The sequence below is a fragment of the Pseudomonas sp. Ost2 genome (assembly GCF_018326065.1).
In the GTDB taxonomy this organism is placed as follows: domain Bacteria; phylum Pseudomonadota; class Gammaproteobacteria; order Pseudomonadales; family Pseudomonadaceae; genus Aquipseudomonas; species Aquipseudomonas gingeri.
Map to the genome: position 1 here is coordinate 5225688 of NZ_AP021904.1, position 20128 is coordinate 5245815.

The 20128-nt window shown below is 63.2% G+C and carries 13 protein-coding genes; 6 read left to right on the forward strand and 7 right to left on the reverse strand.

The features are described from left to right. Positions 1–47: 47 nt before the first annotated feature. The 3 genes from zipA to KI243_RS22855 form a co-directional block, all read right to left on the reverse strand. Positions 48–896, reverse strand: coding sequence for a cell division protein ZipA (gene zipA / locus KI243_RS22845; RefSeq protein WP_017129637.1), 849 nt, complete (start codon positions 894–896; stop codon positions 48–50). Between the two features lie 261 nt (positions 897–1157). Continuing rightward, the gene (smc, locus tag KI243_RS22850) at positions 1158–4646 is read right to left on the reverse strand and encodes a chromosome segregation protein SMC (RefSeq protein ID WP_177086528.1); all 3489 of its coding nucleotides are present in this window, start codon (positions 4644–4646) and stop codon (positions 1158–1160) included. A 2-nt stretch (positions 4647–4648) separates the two neighbouring features. Continuing rightward, positions 4649–5308 (reverse strand): GntR family transcriptional regulator, encoded by a 660-nt coding sequence (locus KI243_RS22855; protein ID WP_017129639.1) that lies wholly within the window; start codon positions 5306–5308, stop codon positions 4649–4651. A gap of 301 nt (positions 5309–5609) precedes the next feature. On the opposite strand from KI243_RS22855, the gene xdhA reads away from it, so the two are divergent. The 4 genes from xdhA (at position 5610) to guaD (ending at position 11788) form a co-directional block, all read left to right on the forward strand. Beyond that, the gene (xdhA, locus tag KI243_RS22860; RefSeq protein ID WP_212809940.1) at positions 5610–7064 is read left to right on the forward strand and encodes a xanthine dehydrogenase small subunit; all 1455 of its coding nucleotides are present in this window, start codon (positions 5610–5612) and stop codon (positions 7062–7064) included. Continuing rightward, the gene (xdhB, locus tag KI243_RS22865) at positions 7057–9456 is read left to right on the forward strand and encodes a xanthine dehydrogenase molybdopterin binding subunit (RefSeq protein ID WP_042937160.1); all 2400 of its coding nucleotides are present in this window, start codon (positions 7057–7059) and stop codon (positions 9454–9456) included. The genes xdhA and xdhB overlap by 8 nt, the downstream gene beginning before the upstream one ends. A gap of 136 nt (positions 9457–9592) precedes the next feature. Beyond that, entirely contained in the window at positions 9593–10435 is an 843-nt protein-coding gene (xdhC, locus tag KI243_RS22870) for a xanthine dehydrogenase accessory protein XdhC (protein WP_017129642.1), read from the forward strand. A 48-nt stretch (positions 10436–10483) separates the two neighbouring features. Further along, positions 10484–11788, forward strand: a complete 1305-nt coding sequence (guaD, locus tag KI243_RS22875; protein WP_212809941.1) for a guanine deaminase — start codon at positions 10484–10486, stop codon at positions 11786–11788. Positions 11789–11976: 188 nt separating this feature from the next. Here the strand turns inward: guaD and KI243_RS22880 are convergent, their stop codons facing one another. Further along, positions 11977–12741 carry a GntR family transcriptional regulator gene (locus KI243_RS22880; RefSeq protein WP_017129644.1) on the reverse strand — a complete coding sequence of 255 codons (765 nt, stop codon included), beginning with the start codon at positions 12739–12741 and terminating at the stop codon, positions 11977–11979. Positions 12742–12973: 232 nt separating this feature from the next. Between KI243_RS22880 and KI243_RS22885 the strand changes: the two genes are divergently transcribed. After that, on the forward strand, positions 12974–14164 hold the full coding sequence (locus KI243_RS22885; RefSeq protein ID WP_177118865.1) for a benzoate/H(+) symporter BenE family transporter: 1191 nt from the start codon (positions 12974–12976) through the stop codon (positions 14162–14164). A 115-nt stretch (positions 14165–14279) separates the two neighbouring features. Here KI243_RS22885 and KI243_RS22890 read toward each other — a convergent pair whose 3' ends face one another. The 3 genes from KI243_RS22890 to KI243_RS22900 all read right to left on the reverse strand — a co-directional run bounded on the left by KI243_RS22890 (position 14280) and on the right by KI243_RS22900 (position 18798). After that, positions 14280–16247, reverse strand: coding sequence for a methyl-accepting chemotaxis protein (locus KI243_RS22890; protein ID WP_042937161.1), 1968 nt, complete (start codon positions 16245–16247; stop codon positions 14280–14282). A gap of 114 nt (positions 16248–16361) precedes the next feature. Beyond that, positions 16362–17786, reverse strand: a complete 1425-nt coding sequence (locus KI243_RS22895) for a PLP-dependent aminotransferase family protein (RefSeq protein WP_212809942.1) — start codon at positions 17784–17786, stop codon at positions 16362–16364. 250 nt (positions 17787–18036) lie between these two features. After that, on the reverse strand, positions 18037–18798 hold the full coding sequence (locus KI243_RS22900) for an SDR family oxidoreductase (protein WP_017129648.1): 762 nt from the start codon (positions 18796–18798) through the stop codon (positions 18037–18039). 249 nt (positions 18799–19047) lie between these two features. Between KI243_RS22900 and KI243_RS22905 the strand changes: the two genes are divergently transcribed. Then, positions 19048–20052 (forward strand): NADP-dependent oxidoreductase, encoded by a 1005-nt coding sequence (locus KI243_RS22905; protein WP_017129649.1) that lies wholly within the window; start codon positions 19048–19050, stop codon positions 20050–20052. The last annotated feature ends 76 nt before the right edge of the window (positions 20053–20128 follow it).

The window sequence follows — 20128 nt, forward strand, 5'->3', positions numbered from 1 at the left end:
GGGCTTGCCCGCGAAAGGGCCCTCGAGAACGCCCAAAAATTCGACGCTTAACGCTTCTGGGTCAGGGCGCGACGTTCGAACTCGACGATCCGCTGACGGTAATGCTCGATGGTCTGGGCGGTCAGCACGCTGCGCTGGTCATCCTTCAACTCGCCATTGAGTTCCTGGGACAGTTTGCGGGCGGCGGCCACCATCACGTCGAAGGCCTGCTTCGGATAACGCGGGCCCGGCAAGCCGAGGAAGAAGCTCACCGCCGGGGTGCTGAAGTGGTCGATATCGTCGAGATCGAACACGCCCGGCTTGACCGCGTTGGCCATGGAGAACAGGACTTCGCCATTGCCGGCCATGCTTTCGTGGCGGTGGAAGATATCCATCTCACCGAAACGCAGACCGCTTTCAAGGATGTTCTGCAGCAATGCCGGGCCCTTGAAGCCGTTGGCATCGCGGCTGATCACGCTGATCACCAGGACTTCTTCCGCCGCGGGCTGTTCCTTGTCCTGGCGTGCGGCCGGCTTGTGTTCATCCGGGAAATCGTCGTCGCGGCTGCTGAAGCTCGGGCCTTCTTCCAGGTCCAGGTTCAGATTCAGGTCGCCCTGGCTCGGCTCGCTGTTGCGTTTGCCGCGCTTGGACGGTTTTTCCCGAGGCTCGCGCGCCGGCATGCTCACCGATGGCAAGTCATGCTCATCGAGCTCGGGTTCCTTGTGGGTTTCCAGCACACGGGGCGGGCCCAGCAATTCGGCGCTGGAGTCATCGTCCGGCAGATTCGAGAAGCTGCGATCCAGACGAAACTTGAGCTTGCCCTTGCCGCCGCGCATCCGGCGCCAGCCATCAAAAAGAATACCGGCAATGACAATTATGCCGATGACGATCAGCCACTCGCGCAGACCGATTTCCATGTAATCCCGTGCCTCTAATAATGGTTCTATGAAGAAAGGGCGGAAAACCCTTTAAAGCGTGGCGCCAACTCTATGTTCTGACAGGCGTTTTTTCCCACGCACAAGAAAATTGGACATTAAATTAACACGACCAAAGGCAACTTTACACCGTCTGTCGTACAGGGTATGCATTAATAAGTCCCCAAGGATCAGTGCTAGTTCCCGCAAGGTCCCAGGAAAACCCCTTGCGTCTCGAATCTGTTGGCTTCGCCAGCCGCCGTCTCAGGCGTCGACCATCGCCATGGCCTCCTCGACATCCACCGCCACCAGCCGGGAGCAACCGGGCTCGTGCATCGTCACGCCCATCAGTTGATCGGCCATTTCCATGGCGATCTTGTTGTGGGTGATATAGATGAACTGCACCGATTCCGACATTTCCTTGACCAATCGGGCATAACGTCCAACGTTAGCGTCATCCAGCGGGGCGTCAACTTCGTCGAGCATACAAAACGGTGCCGGATTCAACTTGAAGATGGAGAAAACCAGGGCCAGGGCGGTCAGGGCTTTTTCACCACCGGAGAGCAAATGGATGGTGCTGTTCTTTTTCCCCGGGGGTCGCGCCATGATCGTGACCCCGGTATCGAGCAGATCATCGCCGGTAAGATCCAGGTACGCGCTGCCACCGCCAAACACTTTTGGAAACAAAGCTTGTAGGCCGGCGTTGATCTGGTCGAAGGTGTCCTTGAAGCGATTGCGGGTTTCCTTGTCGATCTTGCGAATGACGTTTTCCAGGGTTTCGAGGGCCTCGACCAGATCGGCGTCCTGCGCATCCAGATAACGTTTACGCTCCGATTGTTGCTGGTATTCGTCGATGGCCGCGAGGTTGATCGCGCCCAGGCGCTGGATGCGCGCGGCAATCCGCTCCAGTTCTTCCTCGGCGGCCTTCTCGCTGGCCTCGGCGGTCAGGGTGGCGAGCACGCCGTGGAGATCGTAGCCGTCTTCGAGCAACTGGTCCTGCAAGGTCTTGCGGCGCACGGTCAGGGCTTGCCATTCCATGCGCTGCTGTTCGAGCTGGCCGCGGATCAGCTGGGATTGCTGCTCGGCCTGGCTGCGGCGCTTTTCGGCATCGCGCAGTTCGCGGTCGGCATCTTCGAGGGCGATCTGCGCGGTCTTGAGTTCGACATCGACGCTCATGCGCTTGTCGAGCAATTCTTCGAGCTTGAGGCGCAGCTCTTCCAGCGGGGCCTCGCCCTCCTCCAGGTTCAGGCTCAACTGTTCGCGTTTTTCGGTCAGGCGTTCGGACTGCAGCTCCAGACGCTCAAGGGCCTGACGGGTGGAGTCGTGCTGGGCCTTCAGCGAACCGAGACGGACCGCCAACTGATGGGTATGGTCCTTGTGCTGGCGGGCTTCCTGGCGCACCCGGTCAAGGCGTTCGCGCAGGCTGTCGCGCTGGGCCAGCAACAGCTCGCGCTGCTCGGTATCCACCGCCATGGCGTCGAGGGCTTCCTGCAGTTGCAGGCGCGCTTCACCGACTTCCTCGTGTTCCTGGGCCCGCTGCTCGCCCAGTTCGCCGAGCTCTTCGTCGAGACGGGTACGACGCAGTTGCAATTGCTCGGCCTTGGCCTTGCCGGCGGACAACCTGGCCTTCAATTCGCCTTGCTGGCGGGCTTCATCCTGCAGCAAGCGGCGCAGGTGTTCGCGACCGGTTTCCTGCTGGCGCTGGGTGGCCCGCAGGGTTTGCAACTGGGTTTCCAAAGCCGCCAGGGTTTCTTCGCGCTCTTCGCGCTCCAGGCCCAACTGCTGGATTTCCTGGCCGCGGGCAAGCATGCCGCTTTCCGCTTCGCTGGCGCGGCGCACCCGCAGGAAATGTCGGCCGACCCAGAAGCCGTCGCGGCTGATCAGGCTTTCCCCGACCGCCAGTTGGCCGCGCAAGGCCAGGGCCTGCTCCAGGCTCTCGACGGGCCGGACCTGACCCAGCCAAGGCGACAGATCGATATCCGCCTCGACTTTCTCCAGCAGGCTGCCGGGCACTCGCGTGCCGTCGGCCGCCGGACTGAGCAGGCGCAGGTCGCCCTGCTGGAAACCGCTCAAGTCGAGGCCGGCAAAATTATCTACCAGCACCGCCTGCAAGTCGGCACCGAGCACGGTTTCCACCGCCAGTTCCCAGCCGGCTTCGACCTTCAGGCCCTGGGCCAGTCGCGGACGCTCGGCCAGATGCTGTTCGCGCAGCCATTCGGCGGTGCCGGTGCCCGGATCGAGCGCCGCCTGCTGCAAGGCTTCCAGGGAAGCGAGACGGCCGTTGAGCCGTTGCAGGTCGCCCTGGGCCTGTTGCTGGTCCTGGGTGGCCTTGTGCAAATCCTGGCGCAGTTGTTCGAGGCGTTCGACCTGCGCATCTTCACTGGCCTGCAAATCTTCCAGCGTCTGCTCGCTTTCGGCCAACTGCTCGTTGAGTTCGAGGATCGCCGCGTCTTCCGGATCCGCCGCGAGCAAGGCGCGCTCTTCGGTCAGACGCCGCTGGCGCTCGGCCAGGCGCTCCATGTTGGCTTCCAGTTGCTGGATCCGCGACTGCTGGACTTCCGACTGCCGCCGGGGCTCGGCCGAGCGCAGGTTGAAGGCGTCCCACTGCTCCTGCCAGCCGTGCATGGTGGCCTCGGACTCTTCCAGCGCAGCGGCGGCCTCTTCGGCGGCGGCGCTGGTCAGTTCCTGCTCGGGCTCGAGCATCGCCAGCTCTTCGCCGAGGGTCGCCAGCAAGGTGCGGTCATGGCCCAGGTGCGATTCGGTTTCCAGGCGCGCGCGCTCGGCCTCGCGCAGATCGTCCTGCAACTGGCGCAGGCGTTGCTGGCCGTGCTGGATGCTCTGCTCGACCCGGGCGATGTCGCCGCCGACCGAATAGAAGCGCCCCTGCACCAGATTGAAGCGTTCGGACAGTTCATGGTGCCCGTCGCGCAGGCGCTCGATACTGGCATCGGCGTTGCGCTGTTCGGCCACCAGGGCTTCGAAGCTGATTTCCTGGTTGCCGATGATCGACTCGCGCTGGCCGACCTGTTCATTCAGTGCCTGCCAGCGCAAGGCCGACAGTTGGGCCTTGAGCTGGCGCTCCTCGCCCTTGTATTCCTGATACTTCTCGGCGGCCTGGGCCTGGCGGTGCAGGCGTTCGAGCTGGCGCTCGAGCTCTTCGCGCAGGTCAGTCAGGCGCGCCAGATTCTCGTGGGTCCGGCGGATACGGTTTTCGGTTTCCCGGCGGCGTTCCTTGTACTTGGAGATCCCCGCCGCTTCTTCGATGAAGTTGCGCAGGTCTTCCGGCTTGGCCTCGATCAGCTTGGAGATCATCCCCTGCTCGATGATCGAGTAGCTGCGCGGCCCCAGGCCGGTGCCGAGGAAGATATCGGTAATGTCCCGGCGCCGGCATTTGGTGCCATTGAGGAAATAGCTGTTCTGGCTGTCGCGGGTCACTTTGCGGCGGATGGAAATTTCCGCGTAGGCCGCGTATTCGCCGATCAGGGTGCCATCGGAGTTGTCGAACACCAGTTCGATGCTCGCCTGGCTGACCGGCTTGCGGCTGGTGGAGCCGTTGAAGATGACGTCGGTCATCGACTCGCCGCGCAGGTTTTTCGCCGAGCTCTCGCCCATCACCCAGCGCACGGCGTCGATGATGTTCGACTTGCCGCAGCCATTGGGCCCGACCACCGCCGCCATGTTACTGGGGAAGTTCACCGTGGTCGGGTCGACGAAGGATTTGAACCCCGCCAACTTGATGCACTTGAGCCGCACGCTTAATCGACCGCCAGGGCAGACAGCACGATGTCACAGCTGCGCTGGGCGTAGCTGGCCAGGACTTCGCGGATCAGCGGCAGGTCACGGGCGATCACCGCCGCCAGCAGTTGCGCGAACAGTTCCAGGTATTCGGTCATTTCCGCCTTGCGCTGCTCCAGCGCCAGGTAATAGGCACGACTCATGGCCGGCTGCAGGTTCTCGACGGTTTCCTGCAGGTACGGGTTGTCGGCAAACGGATACGCGGCGCGCATCACGTTGAAGCTGTCTTCGACAAAGGTACGGATGTCCTGGCGCTCATAGCTGGCGCTCAGGCGCTGCTGCAATTGCAGGAACGGCGCCAGGTCGGTCTGCACTTTCCAGCGCTGGGCCACGGCATTGCCCAGCAGGATGTACAGCTCGCTCATCAGGGTGCACAGGCTCTGCACCTTGTGGGCGGTGAGCTCGGTCACGTGGGCGCCCCGGCGCGGCAGGATGGCGATCAGATGGCGGCGTTCGAGAATCAACAAGGCTTCGCGTACGGAGCCACGACTGACATTGAGCGCCAGCGTGACTTTCTGTTCCTGGATGCGCTCTCCGGGTTTGAGTTCGCCGCGAATGATGCGTTCGGCGAGGTGGTGAGCAATTTGCTCGGCGAGGCTGTCCGGCGCCTTGAACGTCATGGTTTTCCTTCAAAATCTTTGATCAGTGCAAGCGGCGCAGTGTAGCGCAATTGGTACGTGATGGCGCAGGGCCCAGTGGGCGGAATTTGGCACGGAATACGCATTTGATCCACAGCTAGACTTAAAGCAGAGCCTGCCGTTCATCACTCCGGTTGGCGAAAGCCGCCTTTGAATTCAAAGGGGTTTTCCCGGATGGCGGAATTTCCTGACCTTTCGGTCAGATTTTTATTGACCTGAAAGTCAGACATCACTAGATTCTGCCTCAACGGTCAACAACAATAATGAGTCTGCGAGGCCTTCCGTGATCCAGTTTTTACTCAACCAGGAACTCCGTAGCGAGCACGCCCTGGACCCGAACCTGACGGTGCTCAACTATCTGCGCGAGCACCTGGGCAAGCCCGGCACCAAGGAAGGCTGCGCCAGTGGCGACTGCGGTGCCTGCACCGTGGTGGTCGGCGAACTGCACACGGACGATTCGGGCACCGAGCGGATTCGCTATCGCAGCCTCAACTCGTGCCTGACCTTCGTCTCCTCGCTGCACGGCAAGCAACTGATCAGCGTCGAGGATCTCAAGCACCAGGGCCAGTTGCACAGCGTGCAGAAGGCCATGGTCGAATGCCACGGTTCACAGTGCGGCTTCTGCACGCCGGGCTTTGTCATGTCGCTGTTCGCCCTGCAGAAGAACAGCGAGGCCCCGGACAGCCACAAGGCCCACGAAGCCCTGGCCGGCAACCTCTGCCGTTGCACCGGCTATCGGCCGATCCTCGCCGCCGCCGAGCAGGCCTGCTGCAACAAGCCCGCCGATCAGTTCGATGCCCGCGAAGCCCAGACCATCGCCCGCCTGAAGGCCATCGCCCCCACCGAAACCGGCGAACTGAACAGCGGCGACAAGCGCTGCCTGGTGCCGCTGACGGTCGCCGACCTGGCCGAACTCTACGGCTCGCACCCGGAAGCCCGACTGCTGGCCGGCGGTACCGACCTGGCCCTGGAAGTCACCCAGTTCCATCGTCCCCTGCCGGTGATGATCTACGTCGGTAACGTCGCCGAGCTCAAGCGTGTCGAGACCTTCGACGATCGCCTGGAAATCGGTGCCGCCACCCCGCTGTCGGATTGTTATGCCGCCCTGAAGGCCGAGTACCCGGATTTCGGTGAGTTGTTGCAGCGCTTCGCCTCGCTGCAGATTCGCAACCAGGGCACTCTCGGCGGCAATATCGGCAACGCCTCGCCCATCGGTGATTCACCACCCCTGCTGATCGCGCTGAATGCGCAACTGGTCCTGCGCAAAGGCAGCGGCAGCCGCACCCTGGCACTGGAAGACTATTTCATCGATTACCGGGTGACCGCCCGCCAGGAAAGCGAATTCATCGAGAAGATCATCGTGCCACGGGCCAGCGCCGAACAGCGCTTCCGTGCCTACAAGGTGTCCAAGCGCCTGGATGACGATATTTCCGCGGTCTGCGCCGCGTTCAACCTGCGGATCGAGAACGGCGTGGTCACCGACGCGCGGATCGCCTTCGGCGGCATGGCGGCGATTCCGAAACGCGCCAGGGCCTGCGAAGCCGCGCTGGTCGGTGCGGCCTGGAACCTTGCCGGCATCGAGCGCGCCTGCCGGGCGCTGGCCGAGGACTTCACACCGCTGTCGGACTTCCGCGCCAGCAAGGAATACCGCCTGCTCAGCGCCCAGAACCTGTTGCGCAAATACTTCATCGAACTGCAAACGCCGCATATCGAGACACGGGTGACCGCTTATGTCTAACCATCCTGTTGTGGAAAAAACCCAGGCCGAGCTCGCCGAGCTGTTCGCCCGGGACCTGACCACCGGTGTCGGCCGCAGCGTCAAGCACGACAGCGCCGACAAGCATGTGGCCGGCGAAGCGGTGTATATCGATGACCGCCTGGAATTCCCCAACCAGTTGCACGTCTATGCACGCCTGTCGGACCGCGCCCATGCACGGATCATCAGCATCGACACCGCGCCCTGCCATGCCTTTGCCGGCGTGCGTATCGTCATCACCCACGAAGACATTCCCGGCCTCAAGGATATCGGCCCGCTGCTGCCCGGCGATCCCCTGCTGGCGATCGACAAGGTCGAGTTCGTCGGCCAGCCGGTGCTCGCCGTCGCCGCGAAGGACATGGAAACCGCGCGCAAGGCGGCCATGGCGGCGGTCATCGAATACGAAGACCTGGAGCCGGTGCTGGATGTGGTCGAGGCCCTGCGCAAGCGGCATTTCGTCCTCGACAGCCATACCCACAAGCGCGGCGACTCGGCTGCCGCGCTGGCCAGCGCCGAACACCGGATCCAGGGCAACCTGCATATCGGCGGCCAGGAACACTTCTACCTGGAGACCCAGATATCCTCGGTGATGCCCACCGAAGACGGCGGCATGATCGTCTATTGCTCGACCCAGAACCCCACCGAAGTGCAGAAACTGGTGGCCGAGGTGCTGGATGTGTCGATGAACAAGATCGTCGTCGACATGCGTCGCATGGGCGGCGGCTTCGGTGGCAAGGAAACCCAGGCGGCCAGCCCGGCATGCCTGTGCGCGGTGGTGGCGCGGCTGACCGGGCAACCGACCAAGATGCGCCTGCCACGGGTCGAAGACATGCTGATGACCGGCAAGCGCCATCCGTTCTATATCGAGTACGACGTCGGTTTCGACGGCAGCGGGCGCCTGCACGGGATCAACCTGGAACTGGCCGGCAACTGTGGCTGCTCGCCGGACCTCTCGGCGTCGATCGTCGACCGGGCGATGTTCCACTCCGACAATGCCTATTACCTGGGCGACGCGACGGTCAACGGCCATCGCTGCAAGACCCACACCGCCTCGAACACCGCCTACCGCGGCTTCGGCGGCCCGCAGGGGATGGTCGCCATCGAGGAAGTGATGGACAGCATCGCCCGCCACCTGGGCCTCGACCCGCTGGCGGTGCGCAAGGCCAACTACTACGGCAAGACCGAACGCAACGTCACCCATTACTACCAGACCGTCGAGCACAACATGCTCGAAGAGATGACCGCCGAGCTGGAAGCCAGCAGCCAGTACGCCGAGCGCCGGGAAACCATTCGCCGCTACAACGCCCACAGTCCGATCCTGAAAAAAGGCCTGGCGCTGACCCCGGTGAAGTTCGGCATCTCCTTCACCGCCAGCTTTCTCAACCAGGCCGGCGCGCTGGTGCACGTCTATACCGACGGCAGCATCCACCTGAACCACGGCGGCACGGAAATGGGCCAGGGCTTGAACACCAAGGTGGCCCAGGTGGTGGCCGAAGTGTTCCAGGTGGAAATCGACCGGGTGCAGATCACCGCCACCAACACCGACAAGGTGCCGAACACTTCGCCCACCGCCGCCTCCAGCGGTGCCGACCTGAACGGCAAGGCGGCGCAGAATGCCGCCGAAATCATCAAGCGGCGGCTGGTGGAGTTCGCTGCGCGGCAGTACAAGGTCAGCGAGGAAGATGTCGAGTTCCGCAACGGCCATGTGCGGGTGCGCGAGCAGATCCTGACGTTCGAGGCGCTGATCCAGCAGGCATATTTCGCCCAGGTGTCGCTGTCGAGCACCGGCTTCTACAAGACGCCGAAGATCTACTACGACCGCAGCCAGGCCCGTGGCCGTCCGTTCTACTATTTCGCCTATGGCGCGGCCTGCGCCGAGGTGATCGTCGATACCCTGACCGGCGAGTACAAGATGCTGCGCACCGATATCCTGCATGACGTCGGTGCCTCGCTGAACCCGGCCATCGATGTCGGCCAGGTCGAAGGCGGGTTCGTCCAGGGCATGGGTTGGCTGACCATGGAGGAACTGGTGTGGAACGCCAAGGGCAAGCTGATGACCAACGGCCCGGCCAGCTACAAGATCCCGGCGGTGGCGGACATGCCGCTGGACCTGCGGGTGAAGCTGGTGGAAAACCGCAAGAACCCGGAAGACACGGTGTTCCACTCCAAGGCCGTCGGCGAACCGCCGTTCATGCTGGGGATCGCGGTATGGTGCGCGCTCAAGGATGCGGTGGCGAGCCTGGCGGATTACCGGGTACAGCCGAAGATCGACGCCCCGGCGACGCCGGAGCGAGTGTTGTGGGGCTGCGAACAGATGCGTCAGGTCAAGGCAGGACAGACCGTGCCGGATGACCAGGAAACGGTGTCATCATGACCAGGCCCTACGTACCCGGATCGCCAGCAAGCCGGCTCCCACATTATGTGGGCCACCGGCGGGCCGTGAGCGAGGCAAAACCTGTAGGAGCCGGCTTGCTGGCGATAGCCTTCGAACAGACGACACGGAGGTGTCCATGAACGATTGGATCAGTGCCCTGGCCGACTTGCAGAACCAGGGTGACCCCTGCGTGCTGGTGACCATTATCGAGGAACTCGGCTCGACGCCGCGCAATGCCGGTTCGAAAATGGTCGTCAGCGCCAGTAGCACCTTCGATACCATTGGCGGCGGCCATCTGGAATACAAGGCCACCCAGATCGCCCGGGACATGCTCGCCAGCGGCCAGCAGAACACCCACCTGGAGCGCTTCAGCCTGGGCGCCAGCCTCGGCCAGTGTTGCGGCGGGGTCACGGTGCTGCTATTCGAACCAATGGGCCAAGTCCAGGCCGAGATCGCCGTGTTCGGCGCGGGCCACGTCGGCCGCGCCCTGGTGCCGCTGCTCGCCAGCCTGCCCTGCCGGGTGCGCTGGATCGATTCCCGGGAGCAGGAGTTTCCGCCGCAGATCCCCAGCGGCGTGCGCAAGATCATCAGTGACGAACCGGTGGAGGAAATCGACCGCCTGCCCGCCGGCAGCTATTGCATCGTCATGACCCACAACCACCCGCTCGACCTGGAACTCAGCGCCGCGATCCTCAAGCGCAACGACTTCGCCTACTTCGGCCTGATCGGTTCGAAGACCAAGCGGGTGAAGTTCGAACACCGCCTGCGCGAACGCGGCTACGACAATGCGCTGCTGCAACGCATGCGCTGCCCGATGGGCCTGGCCGAGGTCAAGGGCAAGTTGCCCGTGGAAATCGCCATCTCCATCGCCGGCGAGGTCATCGCCACCTATAACGCGAATTTCGGCCAGCACACCGCGAGCGCCGAACCCATTGCCAAACTGCTGCCGGCCTCGCGCCGCAGCCATGCTTCCAAATGAAAACTTCGCATGAAGCCTGGAAGTGAAAACCACGAATTGAGACAGACCATGCCCCAGACACGCAAAGCCTACCGCGCCGCCCTCCTGCACAGCATCGCCGACCCGGCCGAAGTCGGCATCGACGCCTCCTACGAGTATTTCGAGGACGGCCTGCTGGTGGTCGAGAACGGCAAGATCAGCGCCATCGGCCATGCCAGCGAGCTGCTGCCGACGCTGCCGGCCGATATCGCCGTCACTCACTACACCGACGCGCTGATCACCCCGGGCTTTATCGACACCCATATCCACCTGCCGCAGACCGGCATGGTCGGTGCCTATGGCGAACAATTGCTCGACTGGCTGAACACCTACACCTTCCCCTGTGAAAGCCAGTTCGCCGACCCGGCCCACGCCGAGGAAGTCGCGGATATCTTCATCAAGGAACTGCTGCGCAACGGCACCACTACCGCGCTGGTGTTCGGCAGCGTGCATCCGCAGTCGGTCAATGCCTTCTTCGAGGCCGCCGGGAAACTCGACCTGCGGATGATCGCCGGCAAGGTGATGATGGATCGCAATGCCCCCGACTACCTGACCGATACCGCCGAGTCGGGCTACCTGGAAAGCAAGGCGCTGATCGAGCGCTGGCATGGCAAGGGTCGCCTGCACTATGCGGTGACCCCACGCTTTGCCCCGACCTCGACCCCGGAACAATTGACCCTGGCCGGCCAGTTGCTGGGCGAATACCCGGATCTGTACATGCAGACCCATATCAGCGAAAACCTGCAGGAAGTGCAATGGGTCAAGGAACTGTTCCCGGAGCGCAAGGGCTACCTGGATGTCTATGACCATTACCAGTTGCTGGGAGAGCGCTCGGTGTTCGCCCACGGCGTGCACCTGTGCGACGACGAATGCGCGCGGCTGGCACAGACCGGATCGGCGGTGGCGTTCTGTCCGACCTCGAACTTCTTCCTCGGCAGCGGCCTGTTCAACCTGCCGATGGCCGAGAAGCACAAGCTGAATGTCGGGATCGGTACGGATGTCGGCGGCGGCACCAGCTTCTCGATCCTGCAGACACTGAACGAGGCGTACAAGGTCATGCAGTTGCAAGGGGCGCGGTTGAGCCCGTTCAAGTCGCTGTACCTGGCGACCCTCGGCGGCGCCCGGGCCTTGCGCCTGGAAGAGCGGATCGGCAACCTGCGGGCCGGCAGCGACGCCGACTTCCTGGTACTCGACTACCACGCCACGCCATTGCTCAGCTATCGCCTGAAGCAGGCCAGGAGCATCGACGAAACGCTGTTCGTGTTGATGACCCTGGGGGATGACCGCACGGTGCAGCAGACCTACGCGGCGGGGAACCTGGTGCACCAGCGATAAGTGCACAAACCCAGCCACTGAACTGATCGTTCCCACGCTCCGCGTGGGAATGTCTCTCTGGACGCTCTGCGTCCGCTGTTGTGACGCGGAGCGTCACGGACTGCATTCCCACGCGGAGCATGGGAACGATCAATCGCCAGCAAGCCGGCTCCCACAATGACCGCGTCGACTGCCGGTCAGGACGGCCTCTACAGCTTCGCCGCGGGCCGACCCGGCTTCTTCGCCAGCAGCAGGTGCGAGAACACCGCGTGCAGGTCGTCCGAAGCGCTCTCCTCGTCGAGGTTGAGCTTGCTGTCGATATGGTCCATGTGGTGCATCATCAGGTCCACGGCCAGGACCGCGTCCCGCGCCTCGATGGCATCGATCAGCTGGGTGTGCTCGTCGTAGGAGCAGTGCGAGCGGTTGCCGCTTTCATACTGGGCAATGATCAGCGAGGTCTGGGACACCAGGCTGCGCTGGAAGCTGATCAGCGGCGCATTCTTCGCCGCCTCCGCCAGCTTCAGGTGGAACTCGCCGGACAGGCGGATCCCCGCCCCGCGATCACCACGGGAAAAGCTCTCGCGCTCGTCGTGGACCATCTGCCGCAACTCGGCCAGTTGCTCGGCCGTCGCGTACTGCACCGCCAGCTCGGTGATCGCCTTCTCCACCATGCGCCGGGCAAAGAACACCTGACGGGCTTCCTCGACGCTCGGACTGGCCACCACCGCGCCGCGGTTGGGCCGCAGCAAGACCACGCCCTCGTGGGCCAGGCGCGACAAGGCACGGCGAATGATGGTCCGGCTGACCCCGAAAATCTCTCCCAGTGCCTCTTCGCTCAATTTGGTACCGGGCGCCAGGCGCTGTTCGAGGATCGCCTCGAAGATATGCGCATAGACAATATCGTCCTGGGTTCCGCTGCGGCCGGCCTTGCCTGCTCGCGGTTGTTTCTTGAGGGGCTGCAACTGTTCGTTCATGGGCACTCGAGTCGGAAAACGGCGGCGAATGGACTGTAATACAGCACAGTGGGTCGCTGACAAGTATCGCGTAAAATCATGGCACATTGTACACAACCTGTGTAGCCAACACGACTGTACGGCTATTTGCGGCATTGGCTGTATTGCAATAGACGGTTACTTTTGCGTTTAGGCTGCAAGAAGCATTCACGCCTGTTTTCCAGCAGCGTTTTCCAGAGCAAGGAATCCCGCCATGACCGACATCACTCAAGCGCGCCTGCGCCCCCTGGCCGACACCTCGCCTTCCGCGGTGGTCGCCGGTTTCATTGCGATGATGACCGGCTACACCAGCTCCCTGGTGTTGATGTTCCAGGCCGGACAAGCCGCCGGCCTGAGCGGCGGACAGATTTCCTCGTGGATCTGGGCGCTGTCCATCGGCATGGCAATCTGCAGCATCGGCCTGTCCCTGCGCTACCGAACGCCCGTGACGGTTGCCTGGTCGACCCCGGGTGCCGCACTGCTGATCACCAGCCTGTCCGGCGTCACCTACGGCGAAGCGATCGGTGCCTATATCACCTGCGCGGTGCTGGTGACGATCTGTGGCCTGACAGGCAGCTTCGAAAAACTGGTCAAGCGCCTGCCTTCGTCCCTGGCAGCGGCGCTGCTGGCCGGCATCCTGTTCAAGATCGGCAGCGAGATCTTTGTCGCCGCCCAGCACCGCACGGGCCTGGTGCTGGGGATGTTCTTCACCTATCTGGTGGCCAAGCGCCTGTCGCCACGCTACGCGGTGCTCGCGGCGCTGCTGGTCGGCACCGCCCTTTCCGGGTTGCTGGGCCTGCTGGACTTCAGTGGCTTTCACCTGGAGGTGGCAACACCGGTCTGGACCACCCCGTCGTTCTCGCTGGCGGCGACCATCAGTATCGGCATTCCGCTGTTCGTGGTGGCCATGACTTCGCAGAACATGCCGGGCATCGCCGTGCTGCGGGCAGACGGCTACGACGTGCCCGCCTCGCCCCTGATCAGCGTGACCGGCATCGCTTCGCTGCTACTGGCGCCGTTCGGCTCCCACGGGATCAACCTGGCGGCCATCAGCGCAGCGATCTGCACCGGGCCCCATGCCCATGAGGACAAGAGCAAGCGCTACACCGCGGCGGTGTGGTGCGGGATCTTCTACGGGATCGCCGGGACGTTCGGCGCCACGCTGGCCGCGCTGTTCGCCGCGCTGCCAAAAGAGCTGGTACTGTCGATTGCCGCGCTGGCGCTGTTCGGCTCGATCATCAACGGCCTGAGTATCGCCATGAACGAACCCCGGGAACGGGAAGCCGCGCTGATCACCTTCATGGTCACCGCATCGGGCTTCACCCTGTTTTCGGTAGGCTCGGCGTTCTGGGGGATTGTCGCGGGCATGCTGACGCTGATGATCCTCAACTGGCGCAAGGCCTGAACTCATCGATTCAACGTGTAGGAACCGGCTTGCTGGCGATGAGGCCAGCAAGTCCTGCACCGCTCCCACGGACGCCATCGCCGACAAGCCGGCTCCCACAAAGAACCCGGGCAGCTCAGAGGCGGAAATGCCCGACCATGCCCTTCAGTTCCATCCCCAACTGCGCCAGTTCGATACTGGAGGCCGCGTTGCCCTGCATCGCCACCGCCGATTGATCGGCACTGGCCCGAATGCTGGTCACACTGCGATTGATCTCTTCCGCCACCGAGCTTTGCTCCTCGGCGGCCGCGGCAATCTGCTGGTTCATCTGCTGGATCAGCGACACCGCCGCGGCGATGCTGCCCAGGGCGCTTTCAGTCTGCAGGGCATCGCTGACCGCCAGCTTGACCAGTTCACCGCTGCTGCGGATCTGCTGCACCGACGATTGCGCGGCTGAACGCAGGGCGCTGACCAGCCGTTCGATTTCTTCCGTGGACTGCTGGGTGCGCTTGGCCAGGGCCCGCACCTCGTCCGCCACCACCGCGAAACCGCGTCCCTGCTCACCGGCACGGGCCGCCTCGATCGCGGCATTGAGCGCCAGCAGGTTGGTCTGCTCGGCCACGCTCTTGATCACACTCAGCACGGTGCCGATATTCTGGATTTCCGCACTCAGGCTTTCGATGCTCAGGCTGGCCGAGTTGGCCGAGTCCGCCAGTTGCTCGATACGTTGCATGCTCTGGCGCACCACCTGCTGGCCGCTGTCGACCTTGTCGTCGGCGGTCTGTGCCGCCTGCGCGGCCTCTTCGGCATTGCGCGCGACATCATGGACCGTGGCGGTCATCTGGTTCATCGCCGTCGCCACCTGCTCGGTTTCTTCCTTCTGCGTGCTGACTTCCAGGTTGGTCTGCTCGGTCACCGCCGACAGGGAATGCGCCGAGGTCGCCAACTGCTCGATCCCGGCTTGCAAGCCACTGACGATGCCGCTCAGGCCGGCGCCCATCTGCTGCATCGCCTGCATCAACTGGCCGATCTCGTCACGACGCTGGACCTCCACCGTGCCGGTCAGGTCGCCGGCGGCGATCTGCTGGGCCACCCGGATCACGCTGCGCAGCGGCGCGACAATCAGGCGGGTGATCACCAGCGCCGCCACCAGGCCGACCAACAAGGCCAGGGCGGACGAACCGATGATCAGTATCGAGTTCTTCTTCAGTTCGGCCTGCATCGACTGATCTTCAGCCGCGTAGGCCTGGTTGACCCGCTCGACCACCTGCGCGGCACGCTCGTGCAGTTGCTGGTAGACCTTCTTTTCCTGCTCCAGCAGGCCGGTGTACTCGGTGAGCTTTTCACCGAAACTGGCGATATGGCCGCCGACCTCATTGAGTACCGTCTGGTAGCCGGGGTCCTTGACCGCGGTCTTGAGCTGTTCGACGCCGGCCAGGGCCTGGTCCGCCTGTTCGATCTTGCCCTGGGCCTGGTTTTCCTCGTCGCCCTTGCGGCTTTGATCGAGACGCACCCGCGCCTCGTTCATCGCCTGCAGCATCAACTGCGAGACGTGGCTGACCTGGCCGGCCTGCTCGATGAACTCGCTGCCTTCCTTGCCCTCGGACTGCTTGAGTCCATAGGCGCCATCATCGGCCAGGCCGGCCTGCAGGACATCGAGGTTGTTGGCCACACTGGAGACCGACCAACTGGCCATCTCCAGCGCCAGGTCCTTGGCCTGGGTCAGCTCGACAAATTCGTCGAACGCCTTGCGATAGGCCACCAGGGCCTGCTCGACATCGGTCATCACCGGCACGTTGGCCGGTGATTGCGCCTTGAGTGCCTCTGCCTGCGCCGCCAGGGCATCCACGCCCTCATGCAGCGCATCGACCGTCTTGGCGTCCGAATGCAGGGCATAGTCCTGCTCCAGCAGGCGCACCTTGAGCAGGCTGCTGTTGAGCGAGGACATCTGCTTCAGCCCTTCGAAACGCAGACTGATGGTCTGCAAGGACCAGACGCCGATTGCCGCCACCAATCCGGTCAGCAGCAATACCAGGGCAAAACCGATGCCCATCTTCTTCGCCATACCCAGGTTGGCAAAACGTCCTTGCACGGCAGAAATCATGGTGCTTAATCCCCGTTCGAATGCTGAAGGCGCACAAGCCATTCAAGATTCGTGCAGATTCGCAACCACGACCGGTGAAGCACAAGCCTTTGGCGCCGGAATAATGGCCAAAAGCTACACCCGCGTCGTTTTCAGAATGGTCGAGGTCGATTCGGTATCGCCCAGCAAACGGAAGAATTTCTGTGCCCGCTGATCCGCCGCATAGGCCACGTTGATCCGCAGCCAGCCCGCGGAAGTTGCCCTCGGGGTAAAGACCGCATCCTGTGCAAGCAATACCCCGAGTTTATGGGCACCGGCCTGGACCTGGGTAGGACTGTAACGTCGGCTGCGCGCCCAGACGAACATGCCGCCGGACGGCTCGCTGAAAACTTCCCAGCCCGTCTCTTCGAGCAGGTCCAGGGTCGTGGCCATCTCCGCCCCCAGCCGCTGGCGCAGGCGCTGTACCAGCTTGCGATAGGCGCCGTTGGCCAGCAGCGTGGCAACCACGCATTCGGCAAAGCGCGAAGCCCCCAGGCTGGTAATCATCTTCACCTCGGCCAGGCGCTGGATCAGCCCGGCGTGAGCGCGGATAAAGCCGACCTTCAGGGAACTGCTCAGGGTCTTGGAGAAACCACCCAGGTAGATGACCCGCTGCTGCGAGTCCAGTGCCGCCAGTTGCACTCCGGGGCCGCCCTGCAGATCGCTGAAGGCGCCGTCCTCGACAATCAGGAAATCCTCCGACTGCGCCAGCTGCAACAACTGCGTGGCGACCGGGAGGGTCAGGCTGCTGCCCGTCGGATTATGGTAGAGGCTGTTGATGAACAGGCACTTCGGCCGGTGCCTGCGCAGGTGTCCGCGCAACACCTCGATGTCAGGGCCCGTGCGCGTCCTGGGGACTTCCAGCAATTCGATGCCCTGCAAGGCCAGGAGCTTGTAGAGATTGCCATAACCCGGAGTCTCGACCAGCACGCAATCCCCCGGCCTGAGCAGCGTGCGCACCAGCAGGTCGAGGCCCTGGGTGATGCCCAGGGTCGTCAGGACTTCGCCGTCGCCGGACTGAATGCCTTTCTGGGTCAGGCGCTTGTGCAATTGCTGGCGCAAGGCGGGCAAGCCCAAGGGGGTGCTGTAGTGGAACAGGCCCTGCATCTGGGTCCGGCTGACTTCACGCACCGCATAACCGATATCGTCACTTTCCCGCCAGCCCTGGGGAATCCAGCCACAGCCCAGTTTCAACTCCCCCAATGGATGCTCGCTGAACGCTCCCCACTGGGTTTCCAACCCCTCGTACCACTCCGGCTCGGTACCGGGGGAGGACGCCGTGCCGCTGTCGGCGACAATGAACACCGAGCCATTGCGTGACGCCAGTACCCCCTGCATGACCAGGCGCTCATAGGCCTCGGTCACATTGGCCTGACTGAGAGAGTTTTCCTTGGCCAACTGTCGCACCGACGGCAGGCGCGTCCCCGGACAGGCCCGGGTCAGGCGGGTCCATTCGACGATCGCACTGACGATTTGCTGCACGACGGGCACCAGTGCCTGCCGATCAATTTCCAGATCCATTGTGTGTGACGCTCCAAAGCACGGTTATTTCTCGTTAAACAGTTAAACACAAAAGCCCGGCACCTCAGCTTGCACAAAAAGCTTCCCGGTACTCCCCTGCAAGCCCCGTATACCGCGGCCTGCAGCGCCTGACTGACGGCCGCGAGGGAATATACCGACGGGACGCGCCACACTGGCGGACATAAAAAAACCCGCACTGGGCGGGTTCCTTTACCGGGGGGCTACAGGCAGCGGCGAACAGCACGACAGATCAAATGGCCGTGGCTCCGCCATCCACTGCCAGGGCGTGACCGGTGGTGAACGCCGCGCCGTCGCTGCACAGGTAGAGCACCGCGCTGGCAATCTCCTCGACCTTGCCGATACGGCCGACCGGGTGCATCGCCGCGGCGAACTCGCCCTTCTTCGGATCGGCCTCATAGGCGCGCCGGAACATGTCGGTGTCGATCACCGCCGGGCATACGGCGTTGACACGAATTTTCTTCTTCGCGTATTCGATCGCCGCCGATTTGGTCAGGCCGATCACCGCGTGCTTGGAAGCCGCATAGATGCTCATCTTCGGCGCGGCCCCGAGGCCGGCGACCGACGCCGTGTTGACGATCGCGCCGCCGCCCTGGGCGAGCATCAACGGCAACTGGTACTTCATGCATAGCCAGACGCCTTTGACATTGACGCCCATGATCGCGTCGAACTCATCCAGGGTGCCATCGGCCAACTTGCCCTTCTCGATCTCGATCCCGGCATTGTTGAAGGCGTAATCGACCCGACCGTAGGCAGCGACGGCCTGTTCCATGAGTTTCTGCACGTCGGCTTCCTGGGTGACATTGCAGCGGACGAAGATCGCCTCGCCACCGTCGGCACGGATCAATTCGACGGTGCCCTCGCCCCCCGCCACATCCAGGTCGGCCACCACCACCTTCAGGCCTTCGGCGGCAAAGGCCTGGGCGGTTGCCCGGCCAATCCCGGCGGCAGCGCCGGTCACCAGGGCCACCTGGCCGGAAAACGTCATGCTCATGGTTCTGTCCTCGCTGAGTGGGTGAAAGGTCGCGTTAACCGAGTCTAGCCAGTGGTCGGCTCCGCGGGGCAGCACTATCAGAAGGCCGGTTATCGCCTTATGCACCGTAGTGATAAGTTGTGGTGATAACAGCGCGATGACCACCATCATTGCAGTGGATCGCAGCCTATTCGCCCGACGGGCAAAACTTGCCGTGATGCCGATCAGGGTCTATCTACAAGGCTTCATTGATCGCTTCGAGTGCCTGCCATGACCACCCAGAACAATCGCCAATTCCTCCTGGCCAAACGCCCGGTCGGGGCTGCGAACCGTGACACCTTCACCTATCAGGAAGTCCCGGTGGGCGAGCCGGGGGCAAACCAGATCCTAGTCCGCAACGAGTACCTGTCCCTGGACCCCGCGATGCGCGGCTGGATGAACGAAGGCAAGTCCTATATCCCGCCGGTGGGCCTGGGTGAGGTCATGCGTGCGCTGGGAGTCGGCAAGGTGATTGCTTCCAACAACCCGGGGTTTGCCGTCGGCGACTACGTCAACGGTGCGCTGGGCGTGCAGGATTATTTCCTCGGTGAGCCACGGGGCTTCTACAAGGTCGATCCGAAGCTGGCGCCGCTGCCGGTCTACCTGTCGGCGCTGGGCATGACCGGGATGACCGCCTACTTCGCCCTGCTCGATGTCGGTGCGCCGAAAGCCGGTGAAACCGTGGTGATCTCCGGGGCCGCCGGAGCCGTGGGCAGCATTGCCGGACAGATCGCCAAGCTCAAGGGCTGCCGTGTGGTGGGGATTGCCGGCGGCGCGCAGAAGTGCCGGTTCCTGGTCGACGAACTGGGCTTCGACGGCACCATCGACTACAAGAACGAAGACGTTCAGGCCGGTCTGAAACGCGAGTGTCCGAAGGGTGTCGACGTGTATTTCGACAATGTCGGCGGCGATATCCTCGACGCCGTGCTGACCCGCCTGAACCTCAAGGCTCGCGTGGTGATCTGCGGGGCCATCAGCCAGTACAACAACAAGGAAGCCGTCAAGGGTCCGGCCAACTACCTGGCGCTGCTGGTCAATCGCGCACGCATGGAAGGTTTCGTGGTCATGGACTACGCCGCGCGCTTCGCCGCCGCCGGGCAGGAAATGGCCGGCTGGATGGCCAAGGGGCAGCTCAAGAGCAAGGAGGATATCGTCGAGGGCCTGCAGACTTTCCCCGAAACCCTGGGCAAGCTGTTCAGTGGCGAGAATTTCGGCAAGCTGGTGCTGAAGGTCTGAAAGGACTGCTCACCACGACCGGCAGGAGCGGGCTTGCCCGCTCCCGCACAAGCACCACTCCCCCACCGGCAGGCCG